Annotated in this window: 11 protein-coding genes; 7 read left to right on the top strand and 4 right to left on the bottom strand. The window is 62.2% G+C overall.

The features are described 5' to 3' along the window. The first annotated feature begins 46 nt into the window (after positions 1-46). The 4 genes from tig to clpX all read left to right on the top strand — a co-directional run bounded on the left by tig (position 47) and on the right by clpX (position 4444). On the top strand, positions 47-1420 hold the full coding sequence (gene tig, locus FEZ60_RS18695) for a trigger factor (RefSeq protein WP_033232854.1): 1374 nt from the start codon (positions 47-49) through the stop codon (positions 1418-1420). Between the two features lie 200 nt (positions 1421-1620). Continuing rightward, complete coding sequence (locus tag FEZ60_RS18690) at positions 1621-2208, top strand: ATP-dependent Clp protease proteolytic subunit (RefSeq protein WP_007730960.1); 588 nt, start codon at positions 1621-1623, stop codon at positions 2206-2208. A gap of 48 nt (positions 2209-2256) precedes the next feature. Next, positions 2257-2919 (top strand): ATP-dependent Clp protease proteolytic subunit, encoded by a 663-nt coding sequence (locus FEZ60_RS18685; protein WP_033232858.1) that lies wholly within the window; start codon positions 2257-2259, stop codon positions 2917-2919. A 244-nt stretch (positions 2920-3163) separates the two neighbouring features. Next, a complete protein-coding gene (clpX, locus tag FEZ60_RS18680; RefSeq protein WP_033232860.1) occupies positions 3164-4444 on the top strand; it encodes an ATP-dependent Clp protease ATP-binding subunit ClpX in 1281 nt (426 codons plus the stop codon). Between the two features lie 68 nt (positions 4445-4512). Here clpX and FEZ60_RS18675 read toward each other — a convergent pair whose 3' ends face one another. The 3 genes from FEZ60_RS18675 to FEZ60_RS18665 all read right to left on the bottom strand — a co-directional run bounded on the left by FEZ60_RS18675 (position 4513) and on the right by FEZ60_RS18665 (position 9003). Beyond that, positions 4513-5850, bottom strand: a complete 1338-nt coding sequence (locus tag FEZ60_RS18675) for an MFS transporter (RefSeq protein ID WP_033232862.1) — start codon at positions 5848-5850, stop codon at positions 4513-4515. 205 nt (positions 5851-6055) lie between these two features. Then, positions 6056-8278: a glycoside hydrolase family 3 C-terminal domain-containing protein gene (locus FEZ60_RS18670; protein WP_172936713.1), complete on the bottom strand. Its 2223-nt coding sequence runs from the start codon at positions 8276-8278 to the stop codon at positions 6056-6058. 50 nt (positions 8279-8328) lie between these two features. Continuing rightward, on the bottom strand, positions 8329-9003 hold the full coding sequence (locus tag FEZ60_RS18665; protein WP_051730375.1) for a TetR family transcriptional regulator: 675 nt from the start codon (positions 9001-9003) through the stop codon (positions 8329-8331). A 114-nt stretch (positions 9004-9117) separates the two neighbouring features. Between FEZ60_RS18665 and aroQ the strand changes: the two genes are divergently transcribed. Genes aroQ through FEZ60_RS18650 form a run of 3 tightly spaced genes read left to right on the top strand, consistent with a single transcriptional unit; the run spans position 9118 to position 12349 of the window. After that, complete coding sequence (aroQ, locus tag FEZ60_RS18660; RefSeq protein ID WP_033232866.1) at positions 9118-9567, top strand: type II 3-dehydroquinate dehydratase; 450 nt, start codon at positions 9118-9120, stop codon at positions 9565-9567. Further along, the gene (locus FEZ60_RS18655; RefSeq protein ID WP_172936712.1) at positions 9567-10445 is read left to right on the top strand and encodes a shikimate dehydrogenase; all 879 of its coding nucleotides are present in this window, start codon (positions 9567-9569) and stop codon (positions 10443-10445) included. The genes aroQ and FEZ60_RS18655 overlap by 1 nt, the downstream gene beginning before the upstream one ends. Beyond that, the gene (locus FEZ60_RS18650; protein ID WP_172936711.1) at positions 10442-12349 is read left to right on the top strand and encodes a sugar phosphate isomerase/epimerase and 4-hydroxyphenylpyruvate domain-containing protein; all 1908 of its coding nucleotides are present in this window, start codon (positions 10442-10444) and stop codon (positions 12347-12349) included. Before FEZ60_RS18655 ends, FEZ60_RS18650 begins: the two co-directional genes overlap by 4 nt. Here FEZ60_RS18650 and fdhD read toward each other — a convergent pair. Further along, on the bottom strand, positions 12306-13175 hold the full coding sequence (gene fdhD / locus FEZ60_RS18645) for a formate dehydrogenase accessory sulfurtransferase FdhD (protein ID WP_095885898.1): 870 nt from the start codon (positions 13173-13175) through the stop codon (positions 12306-12308). The two genes, FEZ60_RS18650 and fdhD, sit on opposite strands and share 44 nt — an antisense overlap. Position 13176 lies beyond the last annotated feature (1 nt).

Genomic DNA, 13176 nt, shown 5'->3' with positions numbered 1-13176 from the left:
GCAGTAAGCCAGTTATGAGCAAGACCAGACGAAGGAGCGAAGTTTCGTGAAGAGCACCGTCGAGCAGCTCAGCCCGACGCGAGTCCGTATCAACGTTGAGGTGCCCTTCGCGGAACTCAAGCCTGATTTCGACAAGGCCTACAAGGCCCTCGCGCAGCAGATTCGTCTCCCAGGCTTCCGTCCGGGCAAGGCCCCGGCCCGCCTCCTCGAGGCACGCGTCGGTCGCGCCGCTGTGCTCGAGCAGGTCATCAACGACGCTCTGCCGTCGCGTTACTCCGAGGCGGTCACCAGCGCCGGCGTCAAGGCACTCGGCCAGCCCGAGATCGAGGTCACGAAGCTCGAAGACGGCGACGTCCTCGAATTCGCTGCCGAGGTCGACGTGCGCCCCGAGATCGAACTCCCGGATTTCAGCTCCATCAACGTCACGGTCGATCCGATCGAGATCACCGATGAGGCCATCGAAGAGCAGCTGCTCTCGCTGCGTCAGCGTTTCGGCACCCTCACGGGCGTCGACCGTGCAGTCGAGGACGGCGACTTCGTCTCCATCGACCTGTCGGCCACCGTCGACGGCGAGAACGTTGCCGAGGCTACCGCCAGCGGACTGTCGCACGAGGTCGGTTCGGGCCAGCTCATCGAGGGCCTCGACGAAGCCATCATCGGCCTGAAGGCGGGGGAGTCCAAGGACTTCACGTCGACTCTGGTCGCCGGTGAATTCGCAGGCAAGGAAGCCGTTGTCACCGTGACCGTTCAGACGGTCAAGGAGCGCGAGCTTCCGGACGAGGACGACGAGTTCGCTCAGCTCGCCAGCGAGTTCGACACCCTCGACGAACTGAAGGCAGACCTCCGCGAGCGCGTCGGACGCGTCCGCAAGGTCGAGCAGGCCGGCCAGATCCGCGACAAGGTTCTCGAGCAGCTGCTCGAGACGGTCGAGGTTCCGCTGCCCGAGGCCATCGTCAAGGCTGAGGTCGACGCTGCGCTGCACGACGCCGTTCACGGTCTCGATCACGACGAAGAGGCTCTGAACAAGGCTCTCGAAGAGCAGGGCAGCAGCCGCGAAGAGTTCGACAAGGACACGTTGGAGGCCGCTGAGCGCTCCGTCAAGACTCAGCTCCTGCTCGACTCCATCGCGGACGCCAACGACGTCACCGTCGGTCAGGACGAGCTCACCGAGCGCATCCTGTTCCAGGCACAGCGTTACGGCATGGCTCCTGAGCAGTTCATCCAGCAGATCCAGCAGGCCAACCAGCTTGGTGCGATGTTCGCCGATGTCCGTCGCGGCAAGGCTCTCGCAGCCGTCGTCGAGGCTGCCGGCGTCACCGACAGCAGCGGCGCTGCTGTCGACACCGCTGAGCTTTTCGGTAACGGCAAGGCTGACGAGGACGCAGAGGCGTCTGATTCTGCCGAGAGCGAAGACAAGTAAAAAAGCAGGTTATCGGGTGTTTTCACCGCGATCGGCTGCAATGAGTTTTCCGCTTTGAGCGAAGTAGGGCGGCACCGGGACTCCGGTGCCGCCCTACTTGGTTAGTGTCTGTGTCAGCAATTCGTATTTGGCAAAGAAGATCCACATAGAAGGCAGGTACCGTGACTTCCAATCACCTGGAGACTTTGCAGAGTCCCGCCATGACTTCAGCCACCGCTGGGTTGAACCTCAGCGACTCGGTATACGAGCGCTTGCTCCGTGAGCGCATTATTTTCCTCGGCACCCAGGTCGACGACGACATCGCAAACAAGCTGTGCGCGCAGATCCTGCTTCTCTCGGCCGAGGACCCGACGCGAGACATCTCGCTCTACATCAACTCGCCTGGTGGATCCGTCACCGCCGGTATGGCGATTTTCGACACCATGCAGTTCGCGGAGTGCGACATCGCGACGTTCGGCATGGGTCTCGCCGCGTCGATGGGGCAGTTCCTGCTCTCGGCAGGCACCAAGGGCAAGCGTTACGCCCTGCCGCACGCCCGCATCATGATGCACCAGCCGTCCGCCGGTATCGGTGGTAGCGCCAGCGACATCGCCATCATGGCCGAGCAGTTCAAGCACACCAAGCGTGAAATGGCCGAGCTGATCGCTCAGCACACCGGTCAGACGGTCGAGCAGATCACCGCTGACTCGGACCGTGACCGTTGGTTCACGGCGAAGGAAGCCCTCGAGTACGGCTTCGTCGACCATGTCGTCTCTCGTGCGAATCAGGCCGGCGGCACCGGCAACTGAGTCGGTTGATCCGTCCTATTGCTGCCCAATTCATACTTTGGAGAACTGATGACAAACCTTTTCGGAGCTAACTCGCTGGGCGGCCAGGCGCCGTCGGGCCCGCAGTCGCGCTACATCCTGCCCCAGTTCACGGAGCAGACCAGCTACGGCGTCAAGACGTCCGACCCGTACAACAAGCTTTTCGAGGAGCGCATCATCTTCCTCGGCTCGCAGGTCGACGACGTGTCCGCGAACGACCTCATGGCACAGCTGTTGGTTCTGGAATCGCAGGATCCGGACCGCGACATCACGATGTACATCAATTCGCCCGGTGGTTCGTTCACCGCGCTGATGGCGATCTACGACACGATGCAGTACGTGCGTGCAGACATCTCCACCGTCTGCCTCGGCCAGGCCGCGTCGGCTGCTGCTGTTCTGCTCGCCGGCGGTACGCCGGGTAAGCGTTTTGCGCTCCCCAACTCGCGCATCCTGATTCACCAGCCGGCCACCGGCGGTATCCAGGGCCAGGTTTCCGATCTGGAGATCCAGGCAGCCGAGATCGAGCGTATGCGTCGTCTCATGGAGAACACGTTGGCTCTGCACACCGGCAAGGATCCGCAGACGATCCGCGTCGACACCGATCGTGACAAGATCCTCACGGCCGAGCAGGCCAAGGAATACGGCATCATCGACGACGTTCTGGCGTACCGGAAGCTCAGCGCACAGAAGTAGTCGTTTTCCGCCTCGTGTCGACCACCGAAATTCGGTGCGCGACGCGAGGCGGATCGGTCGGGAAGTGCCAGGTGGAAGACATGCCTGAACTATTTCCCCGACAATATTCTTGATAATCCGTCGACGAATCGCCGACAACAGGTCGACCGTGGTTCGGAACAACGGGTACCGTCACATCACGGGCTGGTTCTGGATCTGCGTTCTGGCGAGTGCACGTACACGAAGGAAGTAGGGACCTCACGAGATGGCACGCATCGGCGACGGCGGGGATCTGCTCAAGTGTTCTTTCTGCGGTAAGAGCCAGAAGCAGGTCAAGAAACTCATTGCAGGACCCGGGGTGTACATCTGCGACGAGTGCATCGACCTCTGCAACGAGATCATCGAGGAAGAACTGGCCGAGTCGAGTGAGGTCAAACTCGACGAGCTGCCGAAGCCCGCGGAGATCCGCGATTTCCTCGAGAACTACGTCATCGGTCAGGACTCCGCCAAGCGGACGCTCGCAGTGGCTGTGTACAACCACTACAAGCGTATTCAAGCCGGCGACAAGGGCCGCGATGCCCGCGGCGAAACCGTCGAACTCGCAAAATCCAACATCTTGATGCTCGGCCCCACCGGCTGCGGTAAGACGTATCTCGCGCAGACCTTGGCGAAGATGCTCAACGTTCCGTTCGCGATTGCGGACGCAACGGCCCTGACCGAGGCGGGTTACGTCGGTGAAGACGTCGAGAACATTCTGCTCAAGCTGATTCAGGCTGCGGATTACGACGTCAAACGCGCCGAGACCGGCATCATCTACATCGACGAGGTCGACAAGATCGCTCGCAAGAGCGAGAACCCGTCGATCACCCGGGACGTCTCCGGTGAGGGTGTTCAGCAGGCTCTGCTCAAAATTCTCGAAGGCACGCAGGCCAGCGTTCCGCCGCAGGGTGGGCGCAAGCATCCGCATCAGGAATTCATCCAGATCGACACCACGAATGTGCTGTTCATCGTTGCCGGTGCGTTTGCCGGCCTCGAACGCATCGTGTCCGATCGGGTAGGCAAGCGCGGTATCGGCTTTGGTGCCGAGGTGCGCTCCAAGGCAGAACTCGACACCGTCGATCGTTTTGCCGAGGTCATGCCGGAAGATCTGATCAAGTTCGGTCTGATTCCCGAGTTCATCGGCCGTTTGCCGATGATCGCGTCGGTCACCAATCTCGACAAGGCGTCGCTCGTCCAGATTCTGTCCGAGCCCAAGAACGCTCTGGTGAAGCAGTACCGTCGACTGTTCGACATGGACGGCGTGGAACTCGAGTTCACCGAGGAAGCCCTCGACGCGATTGCCGATCAGGCCATCCTCCGTGGCACCGGTGCCCGTGGACTGCGCGCCATCATGGAAGAAGTTCTTCTCCCCGTGATGTACGACATCCCCAGTCGCGACGACGTCGAGAAGGTTGTGGTGACCGCCGAGACCGTCATCGACAACGTTCTGCCGACTATCGTCCCGCGTAAGCCGGAGCGCGGCGAACGCCGCGACAAGACGGCTTAACATCAAAACAACTGTGGCCCGGCATCTCTCGCGAGATGCCGGGCCACAGTTGTTTGTGGGGTGTTCGGCTAGATCGGGTTGCCGAGTTCCTTGAGCGGGGTGCGGAAGGTTTCCTTGGCGGTGAAGGCTGAGATCGCACAGATGACGCAGGCGACCGAGGTCAGAATTGCGACGGGCATCCAATGGGTCTTGTCGCCGCCCATCAGAGCGTTGCCGATGGCGGGTGCAAAGCCGGCGAGCGCAAATCCGACCTGGGTTCCGATTGCGATACCCGAGTAGCGGACCTTGGTGTTGAACATCTCGGAGTAGAACGACGGCCAGATGGCGTTGGGTGCCGCGTAGAAGACGGACATCAAGCCGATTGCCGCAAGGAAGATGAGCGGAACGTTTCCACTGGCGATCGCACCGAAGTAGACGTAGATGAAGACCGCGCTGCCCAGGGCGCCACCGACGAAGAGCGGTCGACGGCCGATTCGGTCGGACAATATCGCCCAGGCAGGCTGGCTGATCAGTGCGACAGCGTTTGCGGCAATGGCAACCCACAGCATCGTGGACTTGGGGATTCCCACTTCTTCAGTGGTAGCGAAGGCAAGACCGAACACGGAGAAGATGGTCGACACGACGGCGATGAAGGCGCAGCAGATGACGCGGACCAGATTTGCGCTGTGTGTGCGAAGCAGGTCGGCGACGGGGAGCTTCGCAACGGCCTTGGATTCCTGCTGCTCGATGAACTCTTCGGGCTCTTCGAGCTTGAGTCGCATGATGTAGGCGGCAATGAGAACGATCAGGCTGCCCCAGAACGGGATTCGCCAACCCCAGGTGTAGAGAATGTCGTCGGGCAGCGCCGCGATGGGGAGGAATACCAGGCTGGCGAGGATGAATCCGGCTTGAGTGCCGTTGAGCGTCCAGCTGCAGAAGAAGGCGCGTCGGCCTTCCGGTGCGTGTTCGAGAGTGAGTGAGCTCGCGCCACTCTGCTCGCCGGCCGCGGAGATGCCCTGGGCGATGCGCATCAGCACGAGCAGTATCGGCGCGAACACTCCGATCGAGTCGGCGCTCGGGATGCATCCGATGAAGAAGGTGGCTGCGCCCATCATGATGAGTGTCAGCAGCATGATCTTCTTGCGGCCGACGCGGTCGCCGAAGTGTCCGAGAACCACGGCGCCGACGGGACGCGCGATATAGGCAACTCCGAATGTCGCGAGGGAGAGCAGTGCCGCGTGCCCGCTGTCGGGGAAGAACACCGTCGGGAAGATGAGTGCGGCGGCTGATGCGTAGATGTAGAAGTCGTAGTACTCGAGCATGCTGCCGAGGAACGACGACGTAGCGGCGCGTTTGACCTTGGTGGTGTCTGTTGTGGGCAAGTGCCCTGCCTCAGGTCCCGACGGTGTGACCGTGCTAGCTGACATGCTCATCTCCTGGTGGAAGCGAAAGTGGAGGGCTCTACATCCGCGACGTGGTGTTCGGCGTACTTGTTCGTACTTTGAACGTTTGTGCGGAGAGCGATACACAGAATGTAACTGACGCCACACCGACTACACAAGATTATTAACCAAATAGTTCATAAAAATCTAGCTACGTTTCGGTTGGTTATCGAAACCCCAGTTCAGAGAGCTATGGCTGAGGCCGCTGTGTGGCCGCAACCAGTTCGGCTACCTGCTCCTGCGTGATGCCGAGGCCGAAGGCCGCGAGTTTGCCGAGCGGCATGGAACCGGCCATGGCCATCAGTTCGGGCGCTATCGGCGGGGAATCTTCGGTGGCGGCAGCGGCCATCGCGGCGCCGAGAACTGGGCCTCCGACCGGATGTGCGAACCACTCGGCGATGGTCGACATGGCGTTCAGGGGGCGAGGTCCGATGTTTCCCGGCAGGGTGATCCTGTCCGTGGTTGCAATGTCGCGCGAGGAGAAGCCGACGCGAACGTCGTAGTCACCGGCTTCGACGGCCCAGTCCTGGTCCTTGGCGGACCAGTAGGAAAATGCGCGCGGGTCGAGTGTGATCGTCGTGGTTGTCGATTGCCCGGCTTCGAGGTGGACTTTGGCAAAGCCCTTCAGCTCTTGGGTAGGGCGGTCGACGGCAGAGCCCGCGTCGTGGACGTATACCTGGACAACCGTGCTGCCGGCTCGATCACCGGTGTTGAGCACGGTCACCGTGATCTCGGCAGAATTTTCTCCAGCGGTGATTGCGGTGTCGGTGACGGCAAAGGTGGTGTAGCTTCGCCCGAAGCCGAAGGGGTAGGCAACGTCGTGGTCGACGGAGTCGTAGTAGCGGTACCCCACATACAAACCTTCCCCGTATCGCACGTGTTGCGCAGATCCCGGGAAATGAAGGTAAGACGGGTTGTCTTGCAGCCGAAGGGGAATCGTCTCGGTGAGGTGGCCGGACGGGTTGACGAGACCGAACAGGATGTCGGCGATCGCCGACCCGCCTGCCTGGCCGAGAAGCCATCCTTCGAGGATGGCGGCGGCGTACATGCGCCACGGGTTGATCGAGACGACGCCACCGTTGGACAAGACCACGACGGTGTTCGGATTGGCGCTGTGCACTGCTTTCAGCAGGGCGATCTGGTCGGCGGGCAAGTCGATGTCCGAGCGGTCGAACCCCTCGGATTCGGTGGCTGACGGGAGGCCGAGAAAGAGGACGGCCACGTCGGACCTGCGGGCAGCGTCGACGGCTTCGGTGACTTTGTCGCTGTCCGGGGTGCCGTCGAAGGTGAATCCCGGAGCGAAGGTCACGCGGTCGGAACCCGCGATGGCCAGGATTGCGTCCAGCGCATTGTCGAGGGTGGTCGGTACTACCTGCGAACTGCCGGCCCCCTGGTACCGCGGACTGCAAGCGAACTCGCCGATGACCGCGACGGTCTGCCCTCCCGGAGTCAGGGGGAGGATCTCACCGTCGTTTTCGAGGAGGACCGCGGATTCGGCGGCAGCGGTCCGGGCGAGTTCATGGTGATTCGCAGCGTCGTAGGTGTGGCCATCGATCCGAGCGCCGGCGGTACGGTCGACCAGCGTCGCCACCCGCTCGGCAGCTGTGGTCACGACGGATTCGTCGAGGTGGCCGTTGCGCACGGCGTCGACGATCTGTCCGTCGGCGCCCGAGGGCGGCATCTCCAAATCCAGACCGGCGGCAATCGCCGCAACCCGGTCGTTCACGGCTCCCCAATCGGAAACGACAAGGCCGTCGAATCCCCACTGCTCGCGCAGAACTTCGGTGAGCAGCCAATGGTTCTGGCTCGCGTAGACGCCGTTGATCTTGTTGTACGAGCACATCACCGTGGTGGGCGCTGCCGTGGTGACCGCGTACTCGAATCCAGCGAGGTAGATCTCCCGCAGGGTTCGCTCGTCGATATCGGCGCTGACCCGCATGCGGTCGTGTTCTTGGTTGTTGGCGGCAAAATGCTTGAGCGACGTACCGACGCCGCGGGACTGAATACCGATGATCAGTGCGGCAGCAACGCGGCCGGATACGAAGGGATCCTCGGAGACGTACTCGAAGTTCCGCCCGCACAAGGGGGATCGTTTGATGTTGATACCGGGGCCGAGAAGGACCGAGACCTGCTCGGCTTTGGCTTCGTCGCCCAGCGCTTCGCCGACGCGGCGGATGAGGTCGAGATTCCAGGACGAACCGAGTCCGACGGCGGGCGGGAAACACGTGGCCGGGATGCTCTGACCGAGCCCGAGCGCGTCACCGCCCTCCGGTTGTTTGCGAACGCCGTGCGGGCCGTCGGTCAGCAGTATCGACGGAATTCCGGCGACAGCCTGGCTGTGCCAGAAATCCGATCCCGAGGTCAAGGAAGCCTTGTCCTCGAGTGAAAGTCCGTGCGCGCTGTTCTCGGTCACGTGTGTCCTCCCGGTTGCGAGTGCTCCGAAGTCAATTAGTTGGTAGTCGGTCAGGCGGGGGTAGGCGCCGTCAGGAAAGCGACGACCATGTCGCCGAGCATGGTTCGCAGGTGCTCGCGATGCGTCGGGGCGATGAGGTCGCGGTCGAAGAGTGCTTTGAATGTGTAGCGGTTGGCGATGCGGAAGACGCAGAAACTGCTGATCAGCATGTGCACGTCGAGAGCGTCGACGTCGTCTCGGAACGTGCCGGCCTTCTGGCCGTCGAGGAGGATCTGTGACACCAGGTCCGCGGCGGGAGCGCCGAGTCCGCTGAGCACTTCGGACTTCTCGATGTACTCGCCGCGCAGCATGTTCTCGTTGGCCACCAGGCGAATGAAGTTCGGGTGCTGCTCGTGGTGATCGAAGGTGAGTTCTGCAAGTGCGCGAACAGCTGCCGTCGGATCAAGGCCCTCGAGATCGAGTTCACGCTCCTGTGCCCGGATCACGCTGTACGCGTGTTCCAGAACCGACTTGTACAGCCCTTCCTTGTCGGTGAAGTAGTAGTAGATCATGCGTTTTGTGGTGTGAGTCTTGGTGGCGATCTCGTCCACGCGGGCTCCGGCGAAACCCTTGTCGGCAAACTCCTCGGTCGCGACGGCGATGATGTTCACTCGGGTGAGATCGCTGTTTCGACGTCGTTTCTCGGGCTTGGATGCCAGTGCATTCGCGGAGTGCTCGGAGACCATGGACCTCACTCTATCTGCGACGGAGTTGGGTGAGTTCCTTGTCGAGTGCGCGTCGGAGGAGTAGTGTCCGATAAATTAACTCACTAGTTCGTACATTAGCTTCGAGGTGACCCGATGGCAGTATCAAGACCGATCCTGGTTCTCAACGGACCCAATCTCAATCTGTTGGGGCAGCGCCAACCGGAGTTCTACGGTCGGGACACCCTTGATGACGTAGTTGCCCGCTGTGAGGTCGCGGCCGCAAACTTCGGTGCCGTCGTCGAGGCAAAGCAATCGAATCACGAGGGTCAGCTCATCGACTGGATCCACGAGGCGCGCGGAAGAGTTGCCGGCATCGTGATCAATCCCGGCGGCTATTCGCACACGTCGGTCGCCTTGCGGGATGCGCTGGTCACGCTGGAAGCTCCCGTTGTCGAGGTCCATATCAGTAACATTCACAGTCGTGAAGGCTTCCGTCAGCACTCGTACGTGTCCGGAATTGCAGACGCCGTCATCTGCGGACTGGGGATCGACGGATACAGCGCCGCAGTCGAGTTCGTGTGCGTCCGAGGAGAAGAGAACTGATGAGCGAGACAATTCTCTGTGGCCTTATCGGCACAGGAATCGGTGCGTCCTTGACACCGATCATGCACGAGGAGGAGGGACGGGCGCAGTCTCTGCCGTACGTCTACCGCATCCTCGATCTCGACGTGATGGGGCTGGCGCCGTCGGATATCGGTGAACTGCTCACCTACGCCAAGCGTTTCGGCTTCCGTGGCCTCAACATCACCCACCCATGCAAGCAGCTGGTGATCGAGCATCTCGACGAATTGTCGGCTGACGCAGCAAAACTCGGAGCCGTCAATACGGTTCTCTTCGAGGGCGGCAAAGCGATCGGTCATAACACCGACTGGTCCGGCTTCGGACGTAACTTCGACACGGGACTCCCCGGCGCGAAGCTGGACCGGGTGGTCCAGCTCGGTGCAGGCGGCGCGGGTGCTGCCGTTGCGTATGCGGCGCTGACGCGCGGAGCTCGCGTGCTGACATTGGTGGATTCGAGTCTTGCTCGGGCGCAGGAACTTGCGCGGACGTTGGCAGTGCAGTTTCCCACTCAGAGCGTGGTAGCGAAGCACACCGACGACCTGGCCGATGCACTCGCCGGCGCCGACGGGTTGATTCATGCCACCCCGATGGGAATGGCCGCGCACCCCGGTATGGCGTTCTCCCCGGATCTTCTGCGCCCGGACCTGTGGGTTGCGGAGATCGTGTACCGCCCCCTCGAAACAGAGCTCCTTCGCCAGGCGCGCTTGATCGGTGCCCCGACGCTCAGTGGCGGCGGGATGACCGTTTTCCAAGCCGTCGACGCCTTCCGGATCTTCACCGGTATCGAGCCGGACAGTGATCGGATGCTCGCCCACATGACTGCCCTTGTCCAGGGCGAGCAGGCGGCGGTAGCCCGATGAACACGCCGGTTCGAACGTCGATAGCAACCGTGTCACTCAGTGGCACCCTCGAAGAAAAGCTGGTTGCGATTTCCGCGGCGGGCTTCGACGGTTTTGAGGTGTTCGAGCCGGATTTTGTCGCCTCGCCGTGGTCGCCGAAGGAACTGCGCACGCGGGCCGCGGATCTGGGGCTGACCCTGGATCTGTATCAACCGTTTCGTGATTTCGATTCCCGGAGCGAGGATCAATTCGCCCGGAATCTTGTTCGGGCGCAGCGCAAGTTCGAGCTCATGGAAGAGCTGGGCTGCGAAACACTGCTTGTGTGTTCCTCGCCGTTGCCGACGGCAAGCCATGACGACGGTCAGTTGGTCGAACAATTCTCGGCGCTGGCAGAGCTGGCGTCCGAGCACGGCAAGAAGGTGGCGTACGAGGCGCTGGCCTGGGGCGGACACGTCAATACTTACCGGCATGCGTGGAAGATCGTCGAGGAAGTCGATCACCCGTCACTCGGAACCTGCTTGGACAGCTTCCACATCCTGTCCCGCGGTGACGATCCCGCTGGAATCCGGGATATCCCCGGTGAGAAGATATTCTTCCTGCAGTTGGCCGACGCACCGTTCATGGCGATGGACATCCTTCAGTGGAGCAGGCATCACCGAAACTTCCCGGGGCAGGGCAGCTTCGACCTGAGCACTTTTGCCGGGCACGTCCACGCCGCCGGCTACACGGGACCGTGGTCACTCGAAATCTTCAACGACGTGTTTCGTCGGGCCGACACACAGCGAACGGCAGTCGACGCCCACCGGTCGCTGCTCCACTTGGAGGAGCAGGTGTCCGCCGCCGTGTCGGTCGGGGATGGACCCGAGTTGTTCACGGCACCGGAGCGGACTCCGCTCGAAGGTATCGTCTCGCTGCGCGTCGCGGCCGGACCGGCCAAGCAGGATCAGCTTCACACGATGCTGTCTTCGGTGGGCTTTCACCTGGTCGGACGCCATCGTGATCACGATCTGCAGTTGTGGCGCCACGGCCTTCTGACCATCGCCGTCGACGCGACGGCTGGGACGGTGTGGAGCGCGCCCGGTCTCCCGGCCGACCTGCCGGTTCTCACTCAGATCGGTATCCGCGCAACTGAACCCGAGGTGTGGGGCCGGCGAGCACTCGCGCTGGAGGTGCCGGTCGAACAGGTGCGGTTGCCAGGTTCGGCGGACGAGAATGCCGAAGTTCCGGACGTCGTCCGCCTGAAGGTCACCGACGCGACGTCGATCGACCTACGCGGCCCAGGCAGTGCGGCGGCGTGGGAATCGGCGTTCGACATCTACCCGCTCTCGGCCGCCCGCAACCGCGCGGAGGCGTCGGTGCTCACGGGCATCGACCATGTTGCCCTTGCCGTCCCGGCCGAGAGTTGGGACTCCGTCATGCTGCTCCTGCGGTCTGTCTTCGAGATGCATCCGCACGAGGGGCTGGATGTCACCGATTCTGTGGGACTCATGCGGAGCCAGGCGCTCACCCTCGTTCAGGACGGTTCGGGAAACACTCTGCGTATCTCGCTGAACATGGTGGACGGCAGCCGAAGTGGGTTGCCCACCGTGCGCCGCGGCGGCGTCAGCCACGTTGCCTTCTCGTGTGAGAATATTTTTGCCGCGGCAGCCACCATGGCGGACTGGGGCTATGCGCCGCTTCCCATATCGCCGAATTACTACGAAGATCTCGAAGCGCGCTTCGGTCTCAATGCCGAACTGCTCGACCGTATGCGCGGCGCGGGAATCCTCTACGACGCGGATGCTCACGGCGAGTTCTTCCACCTGTTCACCCCGACCGTCGGCGCCGACCTGTTCTTCGAGGTCGTTCAACGCGTGGGTGGGTACGAGGGTTACGGCGAGGTCAACTCCGCTGTGCGACTGTCGGCTCAGCTGCGCGCGGAGTAGCGACGACCTCGATTCGGTGCGGGTGGGAGTAGACGTTCATCGAATCGCCGCGGATGAAACCGGCAAGCGTCAGTCCCGACTCCTTTGCCAGTTCCACGGCAAGTGACGACGGAGCCGAGACGGCACCGAGGATCGGAATGCCGGCCATGACGGCCTTCTGGACGAGTTCGAACGACGCCCTGCCGCTGACGATCAAGATCGTGTCGTACAGGGGTACTCGGCCGTCGGTGATGGCCCAGCCGATCACCTTGTCTACCGCATTGTGACGGCCGACGTCCTCGCGGAGAGCAAGCAGTTCGCCTGTGGTGGTGAACAATCCGGCTGCGTGCAAGCCGCCGGTGGTCTCGAAGATGCGCTGTCGTCGTCGAAGCGTGAGCGGCATTGACGACAGCGTGGTCGAGCGGACGGTGGTGGTGTCGCCGACCAACGGGTGCTTGGTGGTTGTCCGGACGGCGTCGAGTGAGGTTTTGCCGCACACTCCGCACGCGGAACTGACGACGGTGTTGCGGTCGGTGGTGTGGTCGGGCAACGGCACTCCGGGAGCCAGAGCGATGTCGAGGACGTTGTACGTGTTTGCACCGGTCTCGTCGACGCCGTCGCAGTAGCGAACGATGCTGACATCGTCACGGGTGGCGATGACGCCCTCGCTGAGAAGAAATCCGTGCACGAGGTCGACGTCGTTGCCCGGTGTTCGCATCGTCACCGCCAGCACCTGGCCGCCGACCCTCATTTCGAGTGGTTCCTCGACGGCAAGTGTGTCGGGGCGGGTGAGCACTCGATCGCCCGAGATTCGAACGACCGGTGTTCGTGCGGTGACTCGTCCCATC

Origin of the sequence: Rhodococcus sp. MS16, from assembly GCF_013277795.1 — a bacterium.
GTDB classification, from domain to species: Bacteria; Actinomycetota; Actinomycetes; order Mycobacteriales; family Mycobacteriaceae; genus Rhodococcus_F; species Rhodococcus_F globerula.
The sequence above is the reverse complement of the archived record's forward strand: the minus strand, read 5'-3'. Positions and strand labels throughout refer to the sequence as shown.

Excerpts from the sequence above, each read along its gene's own strand:
- FEZ60_RS18690 (WP_007730960.1), top strand. The coding sequence starts at position 1,621 with ATGACTTCAGCCACCGCTGGGTTGAACCTCAGCGACTCGGTATACGAG.
- FEZ60_RS18685 (WP_033232858.1), top strand. The coding sequence starts at position 2,257 with ATGACAAACCTTTTCGGAGCTAACTCGCTGGGCGGCCAGGCGCCGTCG.
- clpX (WP_033232860.1), top strand. The coding sequence starts at position 3,164 with ATGGCACGCATCGGCGACGGCGGGGATCTGCTCAAGTGTTCTTTCTGC.
- FEZ60_RS18675 (WP_033232862.1), bottom strand. The coding sequence starts at position 5,850 with ATGTCAGCTAGCACGGTCACACCGTCGGGACCTGAGGCAGGGCACTTG.
- FEZ60_RS18665 (WP_051730375.1), bottom strand. The coding sequence starts at position 9,003 with ATGGTCTCCGAGCACTCCGCGAATGCACTGGCATCCAAGCCCGAGAAA.
- aroQ (WP_033232866.1), top strand. The coding sequence starts at position 9,118 with ATGGCAGTATCAAGACCGATCCTGGTTCTCAACGGACCCAATCTCAAT.
- FEZ60_RS18655 (WP_172936712.1), top strand. The coding sequence starts at position 9,567 with ATGAGCGAGACAATTCTCTGTGGCCTTATCGGCACAGGAATCGGTGCG.
- FEZ60_RS18650 (WP_172936711.1), top strand. The coding sequence starts at position 10,442 with ATGAACACGCCGGTTCGAACGTCGATAGCAACCGTGTCACTCAGTGGC.
- fdhD (WP_095885898.1), bottom strand. The coding sequence starts at position 13,175 with ATGGGACGAGTCACCGCACGAACACCGGTCGTTCGAATCTCGGGCGAT.